Origin of the sequence: Streptomyces sp. NPDC090083 (genome assembly GCF_044747445.1) — a bacterium.
Classification (GTDB): domain Bacteria; phylum Actinomycetota; class Actinomycetes; order Streptomycetales; family Streptomycetaceae; genus Streptomyces.
Map to the genome: position 1 here is coordinate 432760 of NZ_JBIVED010000004.1, position 24074 is coordinate 456833.

The window sequence follows — 24074 nt, forward strand, 5'->3', positions numbered from 1 at the left end:
CCTCAGGCTCTTCCGGCGGACTGGGGCACCTCGGTCCGGGCCCCCGCAGCCAGGGAACCGGCGAGGGCACCGGCGATGGCCTGGACGTGGGGTTCCGCGACGAGTTCGTAGTGGGTGGCGTCGACGTGATGGAGCCCGAAGGGCTGCGGCAGATGGGCGTCCCAGGCGTCGGGCGCGGTCGGGTCCGGCCCCAACACGCTTTCTTCCACGGCGCGTTCGGCGAGCCAGACCTCGGCGGGCGTCCGGTCGAGTCGCGGGAGCCGGTGGTCGGCCATGGCGGCGAGGTTGGTACGGCAGCAGTGGGCGAGGCGTTCGGCGTAGGCACGGCCGGACTCCGACAGCCGTCCGGCGCCGCCACCGTCACCGCCGCCGTTTCCGCTCAACTCGCGGGCGAACACGGCGTCCACCTGCTGGTCGTCGTAGGCGGCGAGCCGTTGACCGGAGCCGGGTGGCGGTGGATCGAGGAGGTGGACGGCCTCGACGGGACGGCCGTCGGCCTCGGCATGTGCCGCCATGGACAGGGCGGTCCAGGCGCCGAAGGACCAACCGGCCAGGCTCAGGCGGACGTTGGGTTCCGGGAACGCGGCCCGGACCGCCTTGAGGTAGTGCGCGGCACGGTCGGTGATGGAGCGGGCGGGCAGTGCCGGGTCGCGCAGCTTCGGATCGGCGATGAGGCAGACGGTCAACCCGTCGGGCAGGGCCGCCACCAGAGGACGGTACGCCTGGATGTCGCCGCCGACCGGATGGACCAGGCACAGCACGTCGGGGCCGGCTCCTCGCTGCCACACCTCGACGTCCACCGCGGAGGACGCGCGGGTGCCAGTGTCGAGATGGCCGAGGATCTCGTCGAGGCTCACCCGGTGGCTGAGCCGGGAGAGGTCGATGTCGGTGCCGAAGCGGCGTTTCACCTCGTCGATGAGTTCCAGGAGGGTGAGCGAGTCGGCGCCCAGGTCGTACAGGGCGGCCTCCGGGTCGACGGTGTCCACGCCGAGGAGATCGAGCAGGATCTCGGTGAGTTCGGCCGTGGGATCGGTGGGGGCGGGGTGCTCGGCGGGCTCCAGGCGGCCCGGTTGTGCCGGTCGCACCGGGTCCGCCGGGGACTCCGCTCGCCCGTCTGGCTCCTGCTCGTAGAAGTAGGAAGTCTCCGTCAGGGGTGTGGTGTTGACCATCAGATGCGGCAACTGCAGGTGCAGGGCCCGCTCGAAGACGTCCGCTCCGTCCTCGGGGGTGAGCGCCACCTCCAGATGTCGTTGATGGCGGGCGTCGGTGGTCAGGGCGTGCTGCGCCATGCCGACGTCCCGCCAGGCGTCCCAGCCGATGGTCATGCGGACGGTGCCGGCGTCGTCGCCGGGGGGTGCGTGGTGGGCGTAGGCGTCCAGGCAGGCGTTGGCCGCCGCGTAGTCGAACTGGCCGACTCCGCCGAACCGTGCCGCCATCGACGAGCAGTAGGCCGCGTAGTCCGGGTCGTGCTCGGCGATGAGCCGCTCGACGAGCAGGGCCGCGCGCAGTTTCACGGCCGTACCGCGATGGGCGGTGGCGGGGTCGCGGCGGGCGAGGAGTCCCCCGGCGGCCGTTCCGGCGGCGTGCACGATGCCGGCGAGGCCGTCGAGGTGCGGGGCGAGGCGGTCCGCGACGGCGGTGAGGTCGTCCGTGGCGAGGTCGGCCGGGATCAGGGTGACGCGATCCTGGTCCGGCCTCAGCACGGGCGGGATCTCGGTTCCCCGGGCGACGAGGACGACGCGGTTGCCGGGGTGTTCGAGGAGGCGGGCGGCCAAGGTGGCGCCGATGCCTCCGGTGCCGCCGAGTATCAGGTGGGTGCCGGGTGCGGCCGAACGGACGGCGGGCGTCGGGTAGTTGTGGCCCTGGACGGGGTGAAGGGCCCGGTGCCACCAGAAGCCGTCGCGCAGGGCGGTCGCCGGTTCGGTGATCGTGTCGTCGAGGAGCAGGTCGGGCAGGTGTGCGGCCCAGTCGGCCGGACGGGGTCCGGGCAGGTCGATCCAGCGCACGGTCACGCCGAGTTCCTGGCGGGGCACTTCGAGGGCGGCGGCGAGCAGGCCGGCCTCCGGGGTGTGCACCACACCCGTGACCGGCTGCGCCCCGTGGGACAGCAGCCAGGCGCGGGGCCGTACGGCGTCGGGGACCTCGGCCAGGGCGCGGCTGAGCGCGGCGACCGTGTCGAGGCAGGCCGACCGGGCCGCGTCCAGGGCGTCCTCGTCGACGCTGCCGTCGAGGGCGAGCGGGAGTGCGTGCAGCCAGTCGACACCGGGTCCGGTCTCCCGGGTGAACTGCTCCAGCAGTGCGGCGAGTTGACCGGAGTCGGCGGGATCGGCCTCGTAGCGGTCCTCGTCGAGACGCGTGAAGGTCTCCCCGGCTCGCACGGTCACCACCCGGGCGTAGTGCCGCTCCAGGAACCGCCAGGTGTCGGCCCTGTCCGCCGGTGCGACCACCACGGCGGTACGGCGCGGTACGCGGGTACCGGTACGGGCTCGGCGCAACCGGGTCCACTGCGGCTGGTGCAGCCACTGGTCGGCGGGCAACCGCCGTGGTCCGACCGGAGGTTCGGGCTCGTCGGCCGAGGCCGCGGCGGGCGGGCGCGGGAAGTCGTACTCCGCCGTCTCGAAGGCGGGCGGCGGAAAGTCCCAGGGCGCGGACGCGGGGCCCTCGGGCCGGACGAGGGTGTGCCCGGCCGTCCAGGCGTCGGCGAGGTCGTACGGGTCCCCGGTCTCCGCGGGCCCGTTCTGCGGCCGTGCCGCCACGATCTCCGGCGCGTCGAGCCACGCGACGGCCGAGGTGACGTCCGGGCAGACCGCCGCCGCCCGGAACCCGAGCGCGGGTCGCCCGGCCCGGAGGTGGCGCAGGACCCTCGGATAGGTCTCGGGGTGCGCCCTCAGGTAGGCGGCGATACGACGGCCGTCCGCTCGCACGGCGGCTTCGGAGCCGCCGGACAGCACCAGGCACGACGGCAACTCGTCGACCTGGTCGGTGACTTGTCCCACGTCCCCGTCCTCCAGCAGCAGATGGGCGTTGGTCCCGCCGATGCCGAAGCTGCTGACGGCGGCCACGCGCGGCCGGTCCGCCGGCCAGGGTTCGGCGGTGACCGGGATACGGAAGGGGCCGTCGTCGATCTCCGGGTTGAGCCGGTCGAAGTCCGCCGTGGGCGGGATGATTCCGTGGTGCACGGCGAGCACGGCGCGGACCAGGCCGACGACGCCCGCGGCGGCGCCCAGGTGGCCGATCTGGCTCTTCACCGAGGACAGCGCCACGCGCGAGTCGTCGGTCAGGCCGTATGCCTGGCGCAGGGCGGCCGTCTCCACCGGGTCTCCGAGCCGGGTGCCCGTGCCGTGGGCCTCCACATAGCCGAGGTCGGCGCCGGTCCGCCCGCTGCGGTGCAGGGCGGTGCGGAGCGCGGCACGTTGTCCCGCGAGGGCGGGTGCGCTGTAACTGAGCTTGTCCGAACCGTCGTTGTTGATGGCCGAGCCGGTGATGACGGCGTAGACGGTGTCCCCGTCCCGGCGGGCCGCGGAGAGCGGTTTGAGGACGACGACGCCGGTTCCGCTGGCCCCGACGGTGCCCGCCGCGTCCGCGCTGAAGGGCCGGCAGTGCCCGTCGGGCGAGAAGATGTGCTGCGGGCGGTAGGTGTAGCCGTCGGTCAGGTCGGTGTCGACGAGGACACCGCCGACGAGCATCACGTCGGCGTCGCCCTGCCGGAGCAGTCCGGCGGCGACGTGCACGCCGACGAGCGAACTGGAGCACGCCGACTGGACGGTGAACGCGGGTCCTGTCAGGCCGAGATGGTAGGCGGCCTTGGTGGCGAGGAAGTCCTTCTCGTGGTGCAGCGCGAGCCGGAAGGTGTCGGGCAGGGCTGCCTGGTCGGCCTGGCGCAGCATGTTCTGGAAGTAGGTGTTCTCCCCGCAGGCGGCGAGCAGTCCGACGCGATGAGCGGTCGGGTCCGCGACCCCGGCGTGGGCGAGTGCCTCGACGCAGTTCATGAGGAGCTGCCGTTGCTGGGGGTCCATGAGCCGGGCCTCGTGCGGGCTGATGGTGAAGCGGCCGGGGTCGAAGTCGAGCATTCCCGCCAACTGGCTGCGTGCGCCGACGCGTTCGTCGCCCGTCGGGAAGTGCTCGATGCCCCGTCGGCCGGAGACGACCAGGTCCCAGAAGGCGGCCAGGTCCGGGGCGCCGGGCAGTCGTACGGCCATCCCGATGACGGCGATGGGCTCGTCGGCCCGCTCCCCCGGCGGTACCCGAACGAGGTCGGCGGTCGCCCGAGCGGTGTCCGTCGCGCGTCCCTCGATGAGCCGGGCCAGCGCGCGGAGACTGACGTGCTCGAACAACTCCGGCACGGTGAAGCCGAGTTCGTCCTCCCCGGCGCAGCGGAGCTGGAAGCGCATCAGGTCCAGGCTGGTGGCGCCCGCGTCGAAGTAGCGCTGGTCCACGCCGATCGTCCTGCCGGTCACCGTCTCGAACAGCGCGGTCAGCCGTCCTTCGAGTGGTGACAGGGCCGGGGCGGTCGCGTCGGCAGGGCGCAGTTCGCGGCCCTCGACGGTCAGCGCGGCCTGGCGGTCCAGCTTGCCGCTCGGTGTGCGCGGTAGTCGGGTCAGGCGGCGGAAGCGGCCGATGCGCACATAGGCCGGCAGCAGTCCGGCCAGGTGACGCGTGAGATCCGCCAGGTCGGGGTCGTCGCCACGGCACTCCAGGCATGCGACCAGCCGCCCGTCCCGCACCGCCGCGACCGCGTTCGTCACACCGGGATAGAGCAGCAGCGCGGCCTCGACCTGCCCCAACTCCAGTCGATGGCCGCCGAGTTTGACCTGACTGTCGGCACGGCCCGCGTAGTGCAGCAGCCCCTGGGGGTCGAAGCGGGCCAGGTCGCCGGTGCGGTAGAAGGTGCCGAGGTCGGGGTCGTCGGTGAAGCGGTCGGCGTGCGGTGCGGCGTCGCCGACGTAGCAGCGGTTGGCCATGAGGCCGCCGATGAGCAGCTCACCGGTGACACCGGGCGGCACGGGGTGTCCGCCCTCGTCGACGACACGCAGGACGGCGTTCGACACCGGCCGGCCGATCGCGGGACGCAACGGCCAGGCCGCGGGGTCGCCTTCGAGGCAGAGGCCGCTGACGACGTGGGTCTCGGTGGGGCCGTAGTGGTTGAACAGGCGGGCGTCCGGCAGGCCGTCGAACCAGCTGCGGATCGCGCCGGTGCACACCAACTGCTCTCCCGCCGTGACGACTTCACGCAGCCGGGAGGGGAACAGGCCGGTGCGGACGCCGTGTTCGGCGAGGAGTTGCAGGGCGACGTACGGCAGGAAGATCCGCTCCGCTCCCCCGGTCTCCAACTCCCGCAGCAGGGTGGGGACATCGTGCCGCCAGGCGGGTTCCACCAGACGCAGCAGGCCGCCGGAGCAGAGGGTGGTGAAGATCTCCTGGAAGGAGACGTCGAAGGACAGCATGGAGAACTGCTGGGTGACGGCGGGTCCGCGCAGGCCGCCGTCGGTGCGCTGCCAGGTCAGCAGGTTGCACAGGGTCCGGTCGGACACCTGGACGCCCTTGGGCGTGCCGGTGGAGCCGGACGTGAACAGGGTGTAGAGCGGGCGGAGGCCCTGGTGCGCGGGGAGCCGGGGTGCTTCGGCGGTGGGGCTGTCGGCGAGGGTGAGGAGGTGCCGGGGCAGGGACGCGGGCGCGACCGAGTCGAGGATGTCCTCGTCCGCGGGTGCGACGAGCACGCACAGGGGGTCGGCCTGGTCGAGGACGTGCCGCAGGAGGTGCGGCGGGTAGGCCGGGTCGAGCGGTACGACGGTGAGGTTGAGGCGGGCCGCCGCCAGAAGCGCCACGACGTGCTCGGCGGAGGGCTGCAGGTAGAGCGCCACGGCCGCCGGAGCGGCGGGGTCGGCCGGGAGGCGGGGGGCGAGTGCGGTCGCCAACTCGGCTGCCTGGGCGTCGAGTTCGGCGTAGGTGAGGGTGGAAGGGCCGGTGGCGACGGCCGGGGCGTGCGGGGTGTCGGCCGCCTGCCGGGCGAAGGCGTCGGCGACGGTGGTGAAGTCCGGTGCGCGCGTGGGGCCTCGACCGTGGTCGGGGAGGGCGCGGAGGTGGTCGGCGACCAGGTCGCGCAGGGTGATGTCGGTGTCGCCGGTGAGGTGGTCGAGGGTCTGGCGGAAGAGGAGGGCCGCGGCCCGGGCGCGGTCGGCGCCGATGTCGTCGCGGTACTCCCACAGGCAGTCGAACCCGCCTTCGTGCTCCACGACCGACAGCGTGAGCGCGCACTTGGCGCCCAGCGGCTCGGGCCAGACCGGCAGCACCTCACAACCGTCCAGACGCAGCGCCGAGAAGTCGGTGTTCTCCAGGACGAAGAGGTAGTCGAACAAGGGGGTGCGCTCACCGAAGGCACGGTCCGCGACGACGTCGGCGAGGGCGACCTCCTGGTCCTGGAGCACGGCGTGCACGGCCTCGGCGTGGACGGCGAGTTGGGCGTCCAGGGACCGAGCCGGGTCCGTCGGAAGGTCCAGGAGAACGGTGTTGGCGAACATGCCGACCGTGTCGGCGAATTCGGGCCGGGGCCGGTTCACCACCGGTGTGGCGATCAGCGGACGGCCCTGCCCGGTCACGCCGTAGAGGCTTGCGGCGAACGCGGACACCAGCAACTGAAAGCGCGTGAGGCCGAGTTGTGCGGCACGGCGGTCCAGTGCGCTGCGGTGGACCGGGTCGAGCGAGGTGCGCAGCAGTCGGGCCCGTGGCGCGAGGGGGGCGGGCAGCGTGGGGGACGGTTCGCCGTCGCGGCCGTACTGCGAGTGCAGTCGTGCGCGGCGGTCCGCGTAGGCGGGGCTGGTGTGCCACGTGCGCTGCCAGCGAGCGAAGTCGAGGGGGGTGAGGGCGGGTGCGGGCTGGTCTCCGGCGGCGGCGCAGGCGTCGGTCAGGTCGTGCAGGAGGAGGTTGAGGGACCAGCCGTCCACCGCGATGTGGTGGAGGTGCAGGAGCAGGAGTCCGCCGTCGGGCCGTGTCACCCAGGCGGCCCGCAGCATCCGGGCATCGGCGAGGTCGAAGCGGTGGGCGAAGAACCGGTCGGCGGTGTCCTGCCACTCCTCACCGGCGCGGTCTTCGAGGGGTTGCCAGGGGTCGTAGGGGTCGCCGACCTGCTGGACCAGCCCTTCGGGGGTGGGGACGAGCCGGGTGCGCAGGGCCACGTGCCGTTCCACCACCGCGCGCACCGCGCGGTGCAGGCCGGCCGGGTCGACGCGGCCCCGGACGCGGAAGGCGAGCGGTACGTCGTAGGCGCGGTCCTCGGGGTCCCGCTGGTGCAGCAGCCAGAGGCGTTCCTGTTCACTGGTGGCCGGTGCCGACGGTTCGCCGGAGGCGGCGGGCACGGGCGGGTGTTCGCCCGTCGCCGCCCCGGGGGCATGTACGGCGTCGGCGAGGGCGGCGAAGTCGGAGCGCAGGACGAGGTCGTGCGGGAGGTCGACGGCGAACCGGCTGAGGATCTCGAAGCGGAAGCGCAGGGCCTTGAGGGAGTCACCGCCGCTCGCCGCCCAACGGTCGCCGGGGCGCAGGCCGTTGACGGCGAGGATGTCCTCGGCGACCGCCAGTACGCGCTGTTGCTCGGCGGTGACGGGTGCGTCGTTCTCGGACGTGCCGCGCCACGGGGTACCGGCATCGCGCACCAGGGCCGCCTGGTCGACCTTTCCGTTGGCGTTGCGCGGCAACTCGGCGACGAGGTACGTGTGGTGGGGCCGCATGTATGAGGGCAGGGCGGCGGCGAGGTGCCGGTCGTAGGCGTCGTAGGAGAGGTCGTCGCCCGGGACGAGGAAGGCGAGCAGTTCGCTGCGGTCGGAGAGGTCGCGGCGGGTGCAGACGTAGGCCTGGCGGACGGCGGGCTGGGCCAGGATCAGGCGCTCCACCTCGCCCGGTTCGATGCGGAAGCCGCGCACCTTGACCTGGCGGTCGGCGCGGCCGACGTAGGTGATCCGGCCTTCGGTGTCCTGGCGTACGAGGTCGCCGGTGCGGTACCAGCGCTCCTCGCCGCCGTTCCCGTCCGGCAGTCGTACGAAGCTGCGGCTGGTCCGTTCCGGGAGGTTGCGGTAGCCGCGCGCCAACGCCGTTCCGGAGAGCAGGAGTTCGGCGACCTCGCCCGGTGCGGCGGTGCGGTCGTCCTCGGTGCGCAGCAGTGCGCCGGTGCCGGGGAGCGGGGTGCCGATGGGGATGGTGTCGCCATCGAAGTCGCGCGGGATGGGGCCGCAGAGGGCGAAGGTCGTCGCTTCCGTCGGGCCGTAGACGTTGTGCAGGACGGTCGGGGCGGCCGAGTTGGCCGCGTACCAGCGGCGGATGAGGCGGGCGTTGAGCTGTTCGCCGCCGACGAGGACCTGCCCGATGGTGGCGAAGCAGTCGGGCACCTGCTCGACGACCGCGTTGAACAGGGCCGTTGTGATGAACAGCGTGTCGACGCGGCGCTCGGCGAGGGCTTCGGCGAGCCGGTGCGCGCTGTGCGCCCGGGTGTCGTCGAGGACGACGCAGACGCCGCCGGTCAGCAGCGGGACCCACACCTCGAAACTGAGCGCGTCGAAGGCGGGGTTGGCCAGGCAGGCCATCCGGGCGCCGGGACGCAGGTCCAGGTATCCGGGGCGGGCCAGGCGCAGTATTCCGTCGTCGGTGACCTCGACGCCCTTGGGGTTTCCCGTGCTGCCGGAGGTGTAGAAGACAAAGGCCGTGGCGGTGTCGCCGGGGTGCCTCGGTGACACCGCGGGCAGCGGGCCGTCGTCGGCGTCGAGGAGCAGGTCGGCATCCAACGCGGCCGTGTGCTCCGGCAGTTGGGGGGCATGCCCGCTGTCGTGGACGACGGCGACGGCGCCCGAGTCGTCGAGGATGTGGCGCTGCCGGTCGGGTGGGCTGAGCCGGTCGAGAGGGGCGACGGTGGCTCCGGCGCGGCGGATGCCGAGCATGACGCAGATCAGCCGCCAGGAGCGGGGCAGGTGGACGGCGACCGTGTGGCCGGGGCGAACTCCGGCCGCGTGCAGCCGGGTTGCCACTCGGCCACTGAGCCGTTCGAGTTCCGCGTGGTCGAGGGTCCGGGCGCCGTCCTCGACGGCTACGGCGGCGGGGGTGCGGCGGGCCTGGGCCAGCACGGCTTCGGCGAGGGAGGCCGGCCTCGAAGGGGCCGTGGAGGTGCCGGAGGCAGGGCGGGGGTCCATCAGGCCTCCCGGGTGGAGAGGGCCGACTGCTCGGCGTGATGGGCCAGTTCGGCGCCGAACAGCTGGGCGACCTGGGCGGCACCGGCGCCTTCCAGGATCTCCCAGTGGTCGCACTCCATCGTCTCGACGCGGTACTCGCCCTCGGCCCGGCGCTGCCAGAACGCCCGGACCTCGCCGTGGAAGGGCGTGTCGTCGCCGTCCGGGACGGCCTGGGCGAGGATCAGCCGGGCCTGCGAGGGGGCCGGGAGGTGGCCGCGGGCGGTGAGGCGGTTGTGGTTGTAGAGGTGGAAGTAGCGGTCGACCTGGGCGTCGTCGATACCGGGGTACATCCCGTTGAACCTCACGAGTTTGTCGCGGAACTCGGCCGCGTCGACGGCGCCGATCTCCGCGCGTGCGGAGGCGTCGTCGGTGGCCTGGGTGTCGAGGAGGACGACGCTGACGGCCCGGTGTCCGGCGCCGGCCAGCAGGCGGCCCATCTCATGGGCGACGAGCCCGCCGTAGGAGAGGCCTGTCAGGACCAGGGGTTCGTCGCCGGGCGGTGGCAGGAGGCGGAGGTATTCCTCGGCCATGGCCTCGACGCTGGGCAGCAGGTCCTCGCCGGGGTTCACGCCCGGCGACTGGATGCCGTACAGGGCGACGGATTCGGGCAGCAGGGTGGCCAGGGGCAGGTAGCAGAAGGCGGTGCCGCCGGCGGGGTGGACACAGACCACGCGCGGGCCGCTGCCGGGGCGGAACTCGATGAGGCTGCCGGGGGCGCGGGCGGTGCCGTCCTCGCGGAGCAGCGCGGCCAGGGTCTCGATGGTGGGGCGGGTCATCACCTCGCCCACCGGAAGACGACGGCCGAACGTCTCGGTCACGGCATGGGCCATCTTGATGGCCGAGAGCGAAGTGCCGCCGATCTCGAAGAAGTTGTCGCTCACTCCGATGTCGGGGTGGAGCAGGATGCGCTGCCAGATCCGGTACAGGCCGTGTTCGACGTGGTCGCGCGGAGCGGCCGTGTTGACCTGGGTGGAGGTCGACTCCTGTGCCAGGCGCAGGAGTTGGGGCCGGTCGAGTTTGCCGCTGCGGTTGAGCGGCAGGGTGTCGAGGTCGAGGAAGGCGGCGGGGATCATGTAGTCCGGCAGCCGGCGGGCGAGGGCGGTGCGCCAGTCGTGCGCCGTGCGGGCCGGAGCGGTGCCCCGGCCGATGCCGGCGACCAGACGGGGCTGGCCCGCCGCGTCCCGGTCGACGAGGACGGCGGCCTCGCGGACGCCGGGCACCGCCATGAGCGCGGCCTCGACCTCCGCGGGTTCGATGCGGAAGCCGCGCAGTTTGACCTGGTCGTCGGCGCGCCCGAGGTAGTGGGCCTGGCCGTCGGGCAGGCGTCGGGCGAGGTCTCCGGTGCGGTAGATCCGCTCACCGGGCACGAACGGGTCGGACAGGAACCGTTCCTTGGTGAGGTCGGGGCGGCCGAGATAGCCGCGGGCCAGCGAGGCCCCGCCGAGGTACACCTCCCCCACCACGCCGGGCGGGACCGGTTCCATGCGGCCGTCGAGGAGGTACATACGGGTCCCGGGCAGCGGACGCCCGATGGGGCACGACCGCTCCAGCGGGCCGGGGTCGTAGTAAGCGGTGCTGTAGAGCGTCGCTTCGGTGGGGCCGTAGCCGAAGCAGACGCGCAGGCCCGGGAGGTGCTGTGTCATGCGGTGCAGCGCGGCTTCGGTGAGGGACTCGACTCCCGTGAGCAGCTTGCGCAGGGGCAGTCCGCGCAGTCGTACGGCCGGGTCCTCGTCGATCCACTTGACGTACGCGGGCGGCAGGAACGCCTGGGTCACCGCGTGTTCGCGCATCCACGCCATCAGTTCCTCGGGGTCGCCGCGCAACTCCTCGGGAACGATGTGGAGTTCACCGCCGGTGGTCAGCGGCAGCAGCAGTTCGTGGATCGAGGCGTCGAAGCCGATGCTGGACCAGGCCGAGCCGACCTCGCCCGGGGCGGTGCCCATGCGGGCGTGCCAGCCGGCGAAGAGGTTGAGGACGCTGCGGTGCTCGACCGCGACGCCCTTGGGCCGTCCGGTGGACCCGGAGGTGAAGATCACGTAGGCGAGCCGGTCCGGCGCGTGACCGATCCCCGAGGGTGGCCCCTGCCGGTTCGCCCCCTCGGCCTCCACGGCGTGCAGGTCGAGCCATTCCGGTGCGCGGTCCACGCTGTCGTGGTCGCTCAGCACGACGGGGCAGGCCGCGTCCTCGACCATCGTCGCGAGACGCTCGGCGGGTTGCCCCGGGTCCAGCGGGAGGTAGGCGGCGCCCGACTTGAGGATGCCCAGGATGCCGACGGCCAGGTCGCGGGAGCGCTTCGCGTGCAGGCCCACGACGTCACCGGGACGGACGGAGCGGGCGATGAGCGCGTGCGCGAGGCGGTTGGCGCGGAGATCGAGGGTCGCGTAGTCGAGCGAGGTGTCGCGGTCGACCACGGCGGTGCGGGTGGGGCGTTCGCGGACCTGGGCCTCGAAGAGTTCGACGAGTCCGGTCGTCCGGTGGGGCGAGGGACCGGGAGGTGCCGGCTGCGGGGCGGGCTGCTCGTGCGCAGTGCGCGACTGCGAGGTGTCGCCGTCGGGCAGGGCGCCTGTCCGCGTCGCGTCGCCGTCCAGCAGGATGCCCGAGTCCGTCGCGTCACCTTCCAGCAGTACCTGTCTGCGTTCCTGAGGCGCCATCAACTGCAGTGCGCGGACGTCCCGTTCGGGATGCCGGGCCATGTCGGTGAGCAGGTGCCGCAGATGCCCGGCCCAGCGCTCGGCCGTGGTCTGGTCGAGCAGCGCCGTCGCATGGTCGAGGTGTCCGGTGATGCGGCCGTCGGACTCGGTCGCCGAGACGGCGAGGTCGAACTTGGCCGGGGCGTGGGCGATCGGCAGCGGCTGGGCGTCGACTCCGGGCAGGTGCAGCAGGTTCCGGCGTTCGGGTACCCAGGCCAGCATGGTCTGGAAGAGGGGTGTGCGGGAGGCGCTGCGGGGCGGGTTGACCAGCTCGACGATGCGCTCGAAGGGCAGGTCCTGGTGGGCGAGGGCCTCACGGACGACGGCGCGGGTGCGGGTGAGTGCTTCGGACACGGTGAGGGAGCCGGACAGATCGATGCGCAACGGGAGGGAGTTGACGAGAAAACCGATGAGTCCGGCCGCTCCGGGGCCGCGCCGGTTGGCGAAGGGGCTGCCGACAACGATGTCGTTTTGACCGGAGAGACGCGACAGGAGGATCGCCCAGCCCGTCAGCACGGCGACGAAGGGGGTGGCGCCGTGCCGTCTGGCCAGGGCCCGGAGTTCGGCGGTGGTCCCGGCGTCGAGGCTGAACTCGGCCCGTCCGCCGTCGTATTGCTGTTCCGTCGGCCGTGGGCGGTCGGTGGGCAGTTCCAGGACGGGCGGCGCGTCGTCCAGCGCGCGCAGCCAGTACTCCTCCTGGTCGGTGAGCCCGCCGTCGAGGACGGCCTGCTCCCGGGTCCGCGTGTGGTCGGCGTACTGCACCGTGAGCGGGGGCAGGGGGTTCGGGGCGCCGGCCGCCAACGCCGTGTAGACGAGGCCGAGTTCGTGCATCATGACGTTCATCGAGGCGCCGTCGTAGATGCTGTGGTGGAACGTCAGCAGGAGGGCGTGGCGCTCGGGCCCGAGGGTGAGGAGGCGTCCCCGGCCGAGCGGGCCGTTCTCCAGGTCGAACGGCGTCTGCGCCTCGTCGAGTTGGCGGGCGGCCACCCCCGCATCGGGGTCGTCGTCGGTGGTGAGGTCCTCGACGGTCAGGGCGAAACCCCCGCCCGGTGGGTCGACGTGCTGGCGCACGTCCCCTTCCGTGGCCACCAGCCGTGTCCGCAGTGTCTCGTGACGTTCCGTCAACGCGTCGAAGGCACGGGTCAGCAGCCCGGCGTCGAGCGGACCGGTCAGCGAGAAGTCGATCGTCTCGTTGTACGCGGCCTTCGCGCCCGGGAGTTGGGCCAGGAACCACAGCCGCCGCTGGGCGAAGGAGGCGGGCCGGATGCGGGGCGCTCGCTCGGCGCCGCCCGTGGACGTCCCGGTGGACGCGCGTGGAGCGGGGACAGGGTGGGGGGTGGTGTGCACCGGCGGTACCTGGCCTTCCCATCGGGGTGGGGCGGGGCGACTTCGAGCGCGCGGAGCCGGGATCACCGGACTTCCGTCGGTCGTGAGGAGGCGCGCTCGCCATCGAGCGGGCGTCGTGGTGGGGGCGGGCGCGGGCGGGCGGAATGCGCGGGGCGCCGTCACCGCGGAGCCGTCACCTCGGGACGGGGCGACACGTCAGGTGGTTGACAGGGGGCGGGTCCACGGGACAAAGGGGCCTGTGTCGGCCAGGCGATTCGATAATTCGATTCTTGAAATTACTGGCCAATTACGCGGTCGCGGTCAATTTCTTCGGCACTCGCGGATTCCCTTCCGGAACTCCGTGATGCGGTCGTAATCATCAATCACAGGCTCAGGACATGTCAACACTCAACATTCCGCAACACTTCACAGAACACCCAAACCGAAAAAGAGCCCGATGAAACTCCCATATCGGAACAATGACTCCACAACCTCACGTGATTCCCCCTCCGGTTCGGCGAAACATCGTTACGCGCAAAAAATGCCCCATGCCCCGGCGGACCTCACCCGGTCAGGGGGAACCGTCCTGGACTTCCTCCCGCGACACGGCGTATCCGGGCACGGAAGGCCAGCGCACGGTCAGTACGACGGACTCGTCCTCCGCGGTCCAGGAGTGGTCCACTCCCTGCCCCCAGACGACATAGTCGCCCTGTTCTTCCAACAGCACGCTCCGACCGGGAAACTCCAGACGGAAGCGACCCGAGATCAGCACCAGGAGGGCCGCGCGCACTTCACCCTGTACCCACTGCGCCCGCTGTTCGCCACGCGCGTGTACGCCCCATTTGACCTCCACGGCGTCGCTGTGGAGAGGACCGCCTTCCGCCTTGAAGTGCCCGAGCAGCCAGCCCCGGTCCAATGCCGCGTCCTTGCCCGCATTACCCACGTACACGCCGTCGTCCATGCGCCGGAACGCTAGCAGCCGGCCATGGCGGAGGTGACAGGGTGCCGAGCACCTGCGCGCCCGCCGGGGTTCCCGCCGCACGCGCCCCGGGCCGGCGGACAGGGCCCGTCCCGCTACCGGATGGAGTCCACAAGCAGCTTCGCGGCAACCGCCGCTCCATCGCTGCGGATTCTGCCGCCCAGCTCCCTGGCCCGAGCCTGTGTCTCAGGTGCCAGGGCCGTCTTGAACGCGACGGTCAGGGACTCCGTCGTCGGATTCGGACTGTCAAGCGCCGCACCAAGATCCAGCTCCGCCACCTGACCGGCCCAGTAGGGGTTGTCCGCCAAGGGGAGAGGCACCACCACCTGCGGCGCACCCGCTCGGGCGGCCGTCAGCGTGGTGCCCGCACCGCCGTGGTGGACCACCGCGGCCACCTTCCCGAACAGACTCTGATGGCTGACCTCGCCGATCGCGAGGCAGTCGTCCCGGTCGTCGCCCAGGTCCAGGTCCGCCCAGCCGCGTGAGACGAGTACGCGGCGGCCCTGGGCGCGGATCGCCTCGACGGCCCTGCGGGCGATGTCCGGGGACGGGCGGATGCTGCCGAACCCCACGTAGACCGGCGGTGCGCCCGCGTCCAGGAACGCCGTCAGGTCGGCGGGCAGCGGGCGTTCGTCCGGCAGCGTCCACGCGCCCGTCTGGACCACGTCGAGGCCCGGGGTCTCCCGCCACGGTCCCAGGACCGGATCGGCCGCCAGCCAGGGCCGGTTAGTGAGGACATGGTCACGGACGTTGTCCACCGGCGGCAGGCCGAGGACCGCCCGGTGGCCGTTGAGCGGTTCAGCGAACTGCGCGTTCACACTGTCGGCGTCCAGCTCCCACAGCCTCGGATTGTCGTGCGCCTCGGGCTCCGGCCAGCCGGGCCGCGGTGGCGGCGCATGGTACGGCGACGGCAGATTGACCGCCGAATAGCTCGTGTACACGTAGCGGACGCCCGCGGCCTCGGCCACGGACCGTGCGGCGATCTGCGCCAGGCCCGCCACCACCATCACGTCGCATCCGTCGAGCGCCCCGGGAAAGATCTCGAACTGCGCATCGAGCATCTCGGTCCGGTACCGGGACAGATCCGCCGCGGACGGCAGAGTCGTCCCGCTCATCAGCGCCCGTACGGGTGGCCCGACCGGCACGAGTCCCACCCCGAGACCTGCCAGCCGCTGCGCGAACTCCTCGTCGGGCGGGGCGCACATGCGCACCTCAGCGCCTCGTTCCCGCAGCCGTACCGCGAGTGCGACCAGCGGTTCGACATCGCCCCGCGTCCCGTACGTGGACAACAGCACCCGCATCCGGCGTCCTCTTCCGTTCGGTCTTCCCCTACGTTTCGGCCCATGCCCGCCCGGCCCCGAACAGTCCACGCCGACGGCGGGGGTTCGGCGGCAGCGGGTGCGCGGCAGCAGTGTACGTCGAGTGATCGGGAACGCGGCAGTAGTCCTCGAAGGCGGGGCCACCGTGATCCGCGCCGGCCTCGAAATCGCCGAGGTGCACAAGCAAGTAGGCCTCGCCCCAACGGACTTGGCGGCTTTCGACACCAGTCAGGCGTCGGTCCCGGAGCGGCGTGCGACGGTTGGCCCACTGCCTGGTGGGCCGGGTCACGGGGGCGAGGTTTCCCTTCGAACGTCGGGGACCAACGGCCGGTTTCGCTCCGCTAATGGGTCAACTCGGCTCTTTCAACAGCGACTTCTCCCTTTCCGGACGGCGGCGAATACCTACGGAGCACCTTGGGGACAATCTCGTCGATCAACGCTCGCTCCCTCTCGCACTAAGGCGCCCCGAGTGGCTCAAGTGGCTACGGCGAGCGCGGGCGTTGCCTCCAGGCCGACGGTGTGCGTGGCGTCGCTCTTGGGCCGTCCCCACCCGTACACGGCGAAGTGCGCAAGGTTCCCGATCGTCAACACAATCCGAGGGCTCCCAATGCATAGTTCGTCCGTGCCGGTTCCCGACGTTTCGATCATCCTGCCCTGCGCCGGGTTCGCGACGCGTTTCGGGGCGCCCTACTCGAAGGAGCTGCACTGTCTGGCTCCCGGCGTCACCGTGCTGGACCGCAGCCTGGAGACCGCTGTCGAGCTGGCCAAGGGCGGACTCAACGTGCGCTTGGTCGTCGTGTTCGCCCCGCACAAGCTGGACACGGTGGGTTATCTCGCGCGCTACGCCGACATCTTTCACCTGGTCTTCGTCTACCAGGACCACGCGCTCGAACCCGATCTTGACGGCGCGATCCGGTCCGCCCTGCCGATGACGCGGGGGCCGGTGGCCCTCGTCCTGCCCGACATCGTTGTCTCGGGCGCGGGGAGTTCGGGCAGTCTCCTCGCCGCGTTACGGCAGACGGAGGTCACGGGGTGGAGCGTCGTGGCCGCCGAGGAACGGGACCCCGACACCCTCCGGCAGATGGGGGCCCTGGCCGTGGTCGAGGGAGACGGCACGGCGACGGTCCGGGCGGCCACCGACAAGCCGTCGGATCCGTCCGGGTTCAACGCGTTCTGGGGCATGGTGGCAGTCGCCGAAGAGGAGGCACACCGGTTGCCCGACGTGGCGAGCAAGGGTGCGGACAGTCCGCTGGCCGGTGCGTCCGCCGTTCTCGTGGAGCGGATAGTCAACTACAACACCACCATGGCCTGACTCCGGGGCAGCGGCGAACTCCGTCACGGCCTCAGCGATCCGTCACGCCTCGGGGACGCCCCCGCCCTGCGTCCGGACGAGCCGCTCGTCCGGTACGACCGCCACGCCCAGGATCTCGATCATGGCCTCCGGCTGCCACAGCGCGGTCGTGCCGATGCCGGCCATCGCCGGATAGACCGGGCCCGCGAGCTCGCGCCAGACCTTGCCGATCTCCTTGCCATGGGCCTGGTAGTCGGGGATGTCGGTGAGGTAGATCGTCAGGCTCACCAGGTCCTCGGGGATGCCTCCGGCCGCCCGCAGCGTGGTGAGGACATTGCCGAACGCCTGCCGGAACTGCTCGACGATGCCGCCGGGGACGATCCGCATGTCCGCGTCCAGGGCCGTCTGCCCGCCCAGGTAGAGCGTGTTGCCGCTCAGGGTGCCGTGCGAGTAGCCGCTCGGGACGGGGAGCGAGGGCGGGTTCACCGGGATCGGAGTCATGGCTGAGTGCTCCTCGGGGTGGGCCGGACGGGCCGGAGGGGTCTGTCGGATCAGTGGACCTGGTGAACCGGGGCGGATCGGGTGACCGGGTGGATCAAGCGGATCGGGTGAACCAGGTGGATCGAACGGACGGGCCGGATCGGGTCGATCGGCCGGACCGGGTGGACTGGGTGGACTGGGTGCACCGGACCGGCTGACGCAGCCAGCGTAGCCCATCTATTGACTGTTTTCGACGGTCGTGAAAATCTCGCTATACCTCAATCCGGCCGCTCGCCCAGCCACACCACCAGTCGCGCCACCCGCCACACCCCGGCCGCGCGAACCGCCCCGGCCCGCTTCCACCCGAGGGAGACCGCCCCATGAAGCTCGCCACCGTGGCCCATGGAGGCCGCACCACGGCCGCCGTCCTCGACGGTGACCGCTGGCGGGCACTGCCGGCCGACGACCTCTCCGCACTGCTGGCGACCACGGCGACCGACCGCATCCCCGACCTCGCCGGGCCCGAACTCCCCGGCGCCACAGCCGTGTTGCCGCTGCCCTCGCCCCGCAAGGTCGCCTGCTGCGGTCTCAACTACGCCGACCACATCACCGAGATGGGCCGCGAACTGCCGGCCCACCCGACCCTCTTCGCCAAGTTCGCCGACACGCTGACCGGCCCCGATGACGACCTGGTCCTCCCGCCGGGTGTCGACGTGGACTGGGAGGCCGAGCTCGCGGTCGTGGTCGGCGCCGAAGTCCGGGACGCGGACCGGCACTTGGCCGAACGGGCCATCGCCGGATACACCGTCGCCAACGACATCAGCGTGCGCGACTGGCAGAAGCGCACTCTGCAGTGGTTCCAGGGCAAGGCATGGGACCGCACCACCCCGATCGGCCCGGTGGTCGTCACGCCCGACGAGCTGGACCCGGTCGCGGGCGTCGAGGTGATCTGCCGGGTCAACGGGGTCGAACGACAGCGCGGCGACACCCGCACGCTGGTGTTCGACGCCGCCGACCTGCTCGCCTATGTCTCCGCCTTCACGGTCCTGCGCCCCGGCGACCTGATCCTCACCGGCACCCCCGGCGGCGTGGGGTCGGGCATGACCCCGCCGGTCTTCCTCACCGACGGCGACCTCGTCGAGACGGAGATCCCCGGCATCGGCACCCTGCGCAACCGCTTCCGTCTCACCGACCCCAGGAGCTGATCATGGAACCCGATTTCTCCAAGTACGTTCTGGAGGGCGACAATTCGTCCTACGCCGACGCGTCAGGCCTGGTCGTCCCGGTCGTCACGCGCGGTGGCCTGGAGGTCGGCGCCACGGGTCAGTCGGCGGGCGCGACCCGGATCTCGGGCGTCTCCGCGCAGCACACGCCCGCGACCAGGCTGTGGTTCGGGAAGGTGAGCAACGAGTCGGGCTACCGCTCGGTGCCGCATCACCACGGCGAGGCCGAGACCGGTGGTTACGTCCTCTCGGGCCGGGCCCGGATCTATTTCGGCGAGCGTTTCGAGGACTACCTCGACCTCGCGGAGGGCGACTGGGTCTTCGTCCCGCCGTTCATGCCGCACGTCGAGTGCAACCTCGACCGCAACAACCCGCTGACCTGGATGACGACCCGCACGCCGGAGAACATCGTGGTCAACCTCGCCGAGGTGGCCGACACCGAGCTGCGCGACTGGCTGGACCGGCCGTGACCGGCTCCCGCGCCACCGGCGCCGGCCTCCGCTCCGTCCCGACCTCGGCGGCCTTCACCGCCGCGATCGCGCTCACCCCCGCCGAGCCCGAGCACTTCGACCTCGCCTTCACGGCGACCACCCAGCCCTGCCCGTGGCCGAAGGCCTACGGCGGTGACATGGTCGCGCAGGCCACGGCCGCCGCGATGCGCTCCGTCGAGGGCAAGACGCTGCACTCGACGCATTCCTACTTCCTGCGGCCGGTCGACATCGGCGCCGACGTCCGCTACGAGGTCGAGCTGTTGCGCGACGGCCGCGGCTACGCCACCCGGCAGGTCCGCGGCTTCCAGAACGGCAAGCCCGTCTACGTCTGCCTCGCCAACTTCGCGGCGGGCGAGCCGGGTGGCACCTTCGCCGCCGAGCCACCGACCGATGTACCGGGCCCCGCCGAACTGCCCAGCTCCGCTTCCTACTTGCGCGACACGGCCGCGCCTCGGGGCACGATGACCGACGCCTCCGAGGAGTACTGGGGCGGTGGCCGCAGCTTCGACATGCGGCACGTGCCGGGACCCGTCTACCTCACGATCGAGGGCGAGCGCGTCCCCCAACAAGCTGTGTGGGTGCGGCCGTTCGATCCGCTGCGGCCCGTCGAGGGCCTCACCGACGAGCAGCGCGACCTGGCCGCGCTCGCCTACGTCTGCGACTACACGATCCTCGAACCCGTCCTGCGGATGCTGGATCTGCCGTGGGCACTCCCCGGACTCGTCACCGCGAGCCTCGACCACGCGATGTGGTTCCACCAGCCCGCCCCGGTGGACGGCTGGCTCCTCTACGCCCAGGAAGCCGTGGCCGCCGACGCCGGTCGCGGTCTCGCCGTGGGCCGCTTCTTCACCCCCACCGGCACGCATCTGGCGACGGTCGTCCAGGAAGGCCTGATCCGCAGCTCTTGACTCCCCCACAGCTCCTGCCTCCCCCGCAGCTCCTGATCCCTGCACGGCCCGCCGCCTGCCTGCGGAAAGGAACCTCCCGATGGACCAGCTGGACCAGATGGGTCTCTCGCCCTCCGCCTATCCGGACACGTTCGCCCGCGACCACCTCCCGCCGCTGGCCCAGTGGCCGGTCCTGGAGTTCACCACCGACGAACTCCGCTACCCCGAACGCCTCAACGCCGGCGCCGAGTTGATCGACGTCCCCACCGCCGCGTTCGGCCCCGACCGCCCGGCCCTGCGCACCCCGGAGGGCGAGGTGTGGTCCTACGGCGAACTCCTGCGCCGCGCCAACCAGATCGCCCACGTCCTCACCGCCGACCTCGGCCTGGTCCCCGGCAACCGCCTGCTCCTCCGCTCGCCCAACAACCCCTGGACGGTGGCGTGTTGGCTCGGCGCCCTCAAGGCCGGGGGCATAGTCGTCACCACCATGGCCGCGCTGCGGGCCCGTGAACTCGCCCCGGTCGTGGAGAAGACCCGCCCGGCCGTGGCCCTGGTCGACCACCGGTTCACGGCGGACGTGGAAGCCGTACGCGACGACGTCCTGCCGGCCCTCAGGATCGTGGCGTACGGCGGGGAGGCGCCCGACGATCTGACGCGTCAAGTGGAGTCGAAGCCGGGGGAGTTCAGCGCGGTCGACACCGCCGCCGACGATGTGGCCCTCTTCGGGCCCACCTCGGGCAGTACCGGCGTACCGAAGATCACGACGCATTTCCACCGGGACATCCTGTCGATCGACAACACCTTCGGCCGGCACACGCTCCGCCTGCGGCCGGACGATCTGGTGTCGTGCACGGCCCCGTTCGCGTTCACGTTCGGTCTCGGCATCCTGGTCGTCTGTGCCCTGCGTGCCGGAGCGTGCGCGCTGCTCACGGAGGCCGTGGCGCCGGAGCCACTGGCCGATCTGGTCGCCGAGGCGGGGGTGACCGTGCTGGCGACCGCGCCCACGGCGTACCGGCAGATCCTCAAGGCGGGCAAGGCGGACCGGCTGCACGGTCTGCGCGGCGCGGTGAGCGCCGGGGAGCACATACCGGAGGAGGTCCGGGAGCGGCTCCGGGCGGAGACCGGGATCCGGGTCATCGACGGCATCGGTGCCACGGAGATGATCCACATCTTCATCTCCGCCGCCGGTGACGACATCCGGCCCGGCGCGACGGGACGGCCCGTGCCCGGTTACCGGGCCACCATTCTGGACCTCGACGGCGAGGAGGTCGGTCCCGGTGTGGAGGGGCGGCTGGCCGTGATCGGTCCGGTCGGCTGCCGTTACCTCGACGACCGGCGCCAGGAGAACTACGTGGTGGGCGGCTGGAACGTCACCGGGGACACCTTCGTGCGCGACGAGGACGGCTACTTCTACTACCGCACCCGCACGGACAACATGATCGTGTCCTCCGGCTACAACATCAGCGGTCCCGAGGTCGAGTCCGCGATCAACACCCACCCGGACGTCGTCGAGTCGGCGGTGGTCGCCAAGCCCGATCCCGAACGCGGCTCCGTCGTCTGCGCGTTCGTCGTCCTGGTCGACGGAGTCGTCGGTGACGACGCCAAGGTCAAGGACATCCAGGACCACGTGAAGGCGCAGCTCGCGCCGTACAAGTACCCCCGGGCGGTGCGCTTTCGCGAGGTGCTGCCCCGCAACACCAGTGGAAAGCTTCAGCACTTCCTGCTGCGTCGGCTCGTCGAGAGCGAGAAGGAGGACCGGGCATGAGGATCGCGATCGTGGGCGGCGGGCCCGGTGGGCTGTACCTCGCCGCGCTCATGAAGCAGCTCGACACCGCGCACGAGATCACCGTCTGGGAGCGCAACGCCCCCGACGACACCTTCGGTTTCGGTGTGGTCTTCTCCGACGAGACCCTGGGTGGGATCGAGAACGCGGACACCGTCGTCCACGAGGCGATGGAGAGCCGGTTCGCCCGCTGGACCGACATCGACATCGAGTGCGACGGGCACGCCTTCACGGTCGGCGGCCAGGGTTTCGCGGCGATGGCCCGCAAGGACCTGCTGCACATCCTCCAGGAACGGGCGGCTGGTCTCGGTGTCACCGTGCACTACCGCACCCTCGCCCCGGACGTGGACGAACTCCGCGCGTCCTACGACCTCGTGGTCGCCGCAGACGGGATCAACTCGGCGGTGCGCACCAAGTACGCCGACGCGTTCGTGCCCTCCCTGGACGAGCGGACGAACAAGTACATGTGGCTGGGCACGGACCGGGTCTTCGAGGCGTTCCAGTTCTTCGTCCGGCAGACCGGGTTCGGGACCATGCAGATCCACGGCTACCCGTACTCCGACGCGGGTTCGACGTTCATCGTGGAGATGGCGGAGAACGTGTGGCGTGCGGCGGGCCTCGACGCGACGGAGGGCACGCAGTTCGCGCCCGGCGTCAGCGACGAGCGGTCGGTGGCCCGGCTCCGCGAGATCTTCGCCGGGGAGCTGGCCGGGCACAACCTCCTCACCAACAACTCGCGTTGGCTGAACTTCACGACGGTCTGCAACGAGCGCTGGCACCACCACAACGTGGTCCTGCTCGGCGACGCGGCCCACACCGCGCACTTCTCCATCGGCTCCGGCACCAAGCTGGCCATGGAGGACGCCCTCGCACTGGCCGCGTGTCTGCACGAACACCCCGGCGTGGAGGAGGCGTTGACGGCGTACGAGACGGAGCGCCGCCCGGTGGTGGAGTCCACGCAGCGCGCCGCCCAGGCCTCGCTGGAGTGGTTCGAGAACATCGGCCGCTACGCCGGCCAGGACCCCGCGCAGTTCTGCTTCAACCTGCTCACGCGCTCCCGCCGGATCACCTTCGACAACCTCAAAGAACGCGACCCGGGCTTCGCCGACCTGATCGAGCGTGGTTTCGCGGACGCACAGGGCGCGGCGGAGGCGGTCCCGGCGATGTTCCAGCCGTTCACCGTCGGCGGTCTGGAGCTGAAGAACCGGATCGTCGTCTCGCCGATGGACATGTACTCCGCCGTCGACGGAGTACCGGACGACTTCCACGTCGTCCACCTGGGTTCGAAGGCGCTCGGCGGTGCCGGCCTGGTGATGACCGAGATGGTGTGCGTCTCCCCCGAGGCGCGCATCACGCCGGGCTGCACGGGCCTGTGGAACGACACGCAGCGCGACGCGTGGGCCCGGGTCACCGGCTTCGTCCACGAGCGCAGCACCGCCAAGATCGGTCTCCAGCTGGGCCATTCGGGCCGCAAGGGCTCAACTCGTGTGATGTGGGAGGGCATGGACGAGCCCCTCACCGAGGGCAACTGGGAAGTCATGGGCCCCTCCCCGGTGCCGTACGGCACGGGCTGTCATCAGCCGCGCGAGATGACGCGGGCCGACATGGACGCGGTGGTCGCCGATTTCGTGGCCGCCGCGCGGCGCGGCTCCGAGGCGGGCTTCGATCTGCTCGAAGTGCACGCCGCCCACGGCTACTTGCTCTCCTCGTTCCTCTCCCCCATCTCCAACCACCGCACCGACGAGTACGGCGGCGACCTCGCGAACCGGCTGCGTTTCCCGCTGGAGGTCTTCGACGCCGTACGGTCCGCTTTCCCCGCCGACCGCCCGGTGACGGTACGGATCTCGGCCACGGACTGGGTCCCGGACGGGAACACCGAGCACGACGCGGTGGAGATCGCGCGGGCGTTCGTCGCGCACGGCGCGGCGGCCGTCGACGTGTCGTCCGGCCAGGTCACCCAGGACGAGAAACCGGCGTACGGCCGCTCCTACCAGACCCCGTTCGCCGACCGCATCCGCCACGAGGTGGCCGCTCCGGCGGGCGCGGCCGTGATCGCCGTAGGAGCGATCTCGTCGTACGACGACGTCAACTCGATCCTGCTCGCCGGGCGGGCCGATCTGTGCGCGCTCGGCCGTACGCATCTGTACAACCCGCAGTGGACGCTCCAGGCCGCGGCCGAGCAGGAGTACCGGGGTGCGGGTGCCGACTGGCCGGTGCAGTTCGCGGCCGGGCGCCGCAAGCCTCCGACCTCGCGGACCGACGCGGTCCGGCCGCGTCTCGCGCTGCTGCGGGAGACGCCGAGGGATGCCGTGCATCTGCGGTGGACCCCGGGCAGGGCGGCGGAATGAGCGGGCCCTGTGCCGTCTCGACGGCGTGCCCGGAACAGCGCGCTGGAA

The 24074-nt window shown here is 71.7% G+C and carries 11 protein-coding genes; 6 read left to right on the forward strand and 5 right to left on the reverse strand.

The annotated features are described in order from the left end of the window. Positions 1–2: 2 nt before the first annotated feature. The 4 genes from ACIPTO_RS17200 to ACIPTO_RS17215 form a co-directional block, all read right to left on the reverse strand. Positions 3–9170 (reverse strand): amino acid adenylation domain-containing protein, encoded by a 9168-nt coding sequence (locus ACIPTO_RS17200; protein ID WP_401192763.1) that lies wholly within the window; start codon positions 9168–9170, stop codon positions 3–5. Further along, positions 9170–13246, reverse strand: coding sequence for an amino acid adenylation domain-containing protein (locus ACIPTO_RS17205; RefSeq protein ID WP_401192766.1), 4077 nt, complete (start codon positions 13244–13246; stop codon positions 9170–9172). Before ACIPTO_RS17205 ends, ACIPTO_RS17200 begins: the two co-directional genes overlap by 1 nt. A 550-nt stretch (positions 13247–13796) precedes the next feature. After that, positions 13797–14186, reverse strand: a complete 390-nt coding sequence (locus ACIPTO_RS17210) for a signal peptidase I (protein ID WP_401192769.1) — start codon at positions 14184–14186, stop codon at positions 13797–13799. A gap of 113 nt (positions 14187–14299) precedes the next feature. After that, on the reverse strand, positions 14300–15505 hold the full coding sequence (locus ACIPTO_RS17215; protein ID WP_401192771.1) for a glycosyltransferase: 1206 nt from the start codon (positions 15503–15505) through the stop codon (positions 14300–14302). Positions 15506–16145: 640 nt separating this feature from the next. Here ACIPTO_RS17215 and ACIPTO_RS17220 point away from each other — a divergent pair. After that, entirely contained in the window at positions 16146–16835 is a 690-nt protein-coding gene (locus ACIPTO_RS17220; protein WP_401192773.1) for a hypothetical protein, read from the forward strand. Between the two features lie 42 nt (positions 16836–16877). Here ACIPTO_RS17220 and ACIPTO_RS17225 read toward each other — a convergent pair whose 3' ends face one another. Further along, positions 16878–17315: a RidA family protein gene (locus ACIPTO_RS17225; RefSeq protein WP_401192775.1), complete on the reverse strand. Its 438-nt coding sequence runs from the start codon at positions 17313–17315 to the stop codon at positions 16878–16880. A gap of 359 nt (positions 17316–17674) precedes the next feature. Between ACIPTO_RS17225 and ACIPTO_RS17230 the strand changes: the two genes are divergently transcribed. The 5 genes from ACIPTO_RS17230 (at position 17675) to ACIPTO_RS17250 (ending at position 24026) form a co-directional block, all read left to right on the forward strand. Continuing rightward, entirely contained in the window at positions 17675–18499 is an 825-nt protein-coding gene (locus ACIPTO_RS17230; protein WP_401192777.1) for a fumarylacetoacetate hydrolase family protein, read from the forward strand. A 2-nt stretch (positions 18500–18501) separates the two neighbouring features. Then, positions 18502–18987: a cupin domain-containing protein gene (locus ACIPTO_RS17235; RefSeq protein ID WP_401192780.1), complete on the forward strand. Its 486-nt coding sequence runs from the start codon at positions 18502–18504 to the stop codon at positions 18985–18987. Continuing rightward, complete coding sequence (locus tag ACIPTO_RS17240) at positions 18984–19916, forward strand: acyl-CoA thioesterase (RefSeq protein ID WP_401192782.1); 933 nt, start codon at positions 18984–18986, stop codon at positions 19914–19916. The genes ACIPTO_RS17235 and ACIPTO_RS17240 overlap by 4 nt, the downstream gene beginning before the upstream one ends. 79 nt (positions 19917–19995) lie before the next feature. Continuing rightward, positions 19996–21660, forward strand: coding sequence for an AMP-binding protein (locus ACIPTO_RS17245; RefSeq protein WP_401192784.1), 1665 nt, complete (start codon positions 19996–19998; stop codon positions 21658–21660). Next, positions 21657–24026, forward strand: coding sequence for a bifunctional salicylyl-CoA 5-hydroxylase/oxidoreductase (locus tag ACIPTO_RS17250; protein WP_401192787.1), 2370 nt, complete (start codon positions 21657–21659; stop codon positions 24024–24026). The genes ACIPTO_RS17245 and ACIPTO_RS17250 overlap by 4 nt, the downstream gene beginning before the upstream one ends. The last annotated feature ends 48 nt before the right edge of the window (positions 24027–24074 follow it).

Bases quoted from the DNA above. Each gene is read 5' to 3' on its own strand.
- ACIPTO_RS17250 (WP_401192787.1), top strand. From the start codon at position 21,657: ATGAGGATCGCGATCGTGGGCGGCGGGCCCGGTGGGCTGTACCTCGCC.
- ACIPTO_RS17230 (WP_401192777.1), top strand. From the start codon at position 17,675: ATGAAGCTCGCCACCGTGGCCCATGGAGGCCGCACCACGGCCGCCGTC.
- ACIPTO_RS17245 (WP_401192784.1), top strand. From the start codon at position 19,996: ATGGACCAGCTGGACCAGATGGGTCTCTCGCCCTCCGCCTATCCGGAC.
- ACIPTO_RS17235 (WP_401192780.1), top strand. From the start codon at position 18,502: ATGGAACCCGATTTCTCCAAGTACGTTCTGGAGGGCGACAATTCGTCC.
- ACIPTO_RS17210 (WP_401192769.1), bottom strand. From the start codon at position 14,186: ATGGACGACGGCGTGTACGTGGGTAATGCGGGCAAGGACGCGGCATTG.
- ACIPTO_RS17215 (WP_401192771.1), bottom strand. From the start codon at position 15,505: ATGCGGGTGCTGTTGTCCACGTACGGGACGCGGGGCGATGTCGAACCG.
- ACIPTO_RS17200 (WP_401192763.1), bottom strand. From the start codon at position 9,170: ATGGACCCCCGCCCTGCCTCCGGCACCTCCACGGCCCCTTCGAGGCCG.
- ACIPTO_RS17225 (WP_401192775.1), bottom strand. From the start codon at position 17,315: ATGACTCCGATCCCGGTGAACCCGCCCTCGCTCCCCGTCCCGAGCGGC.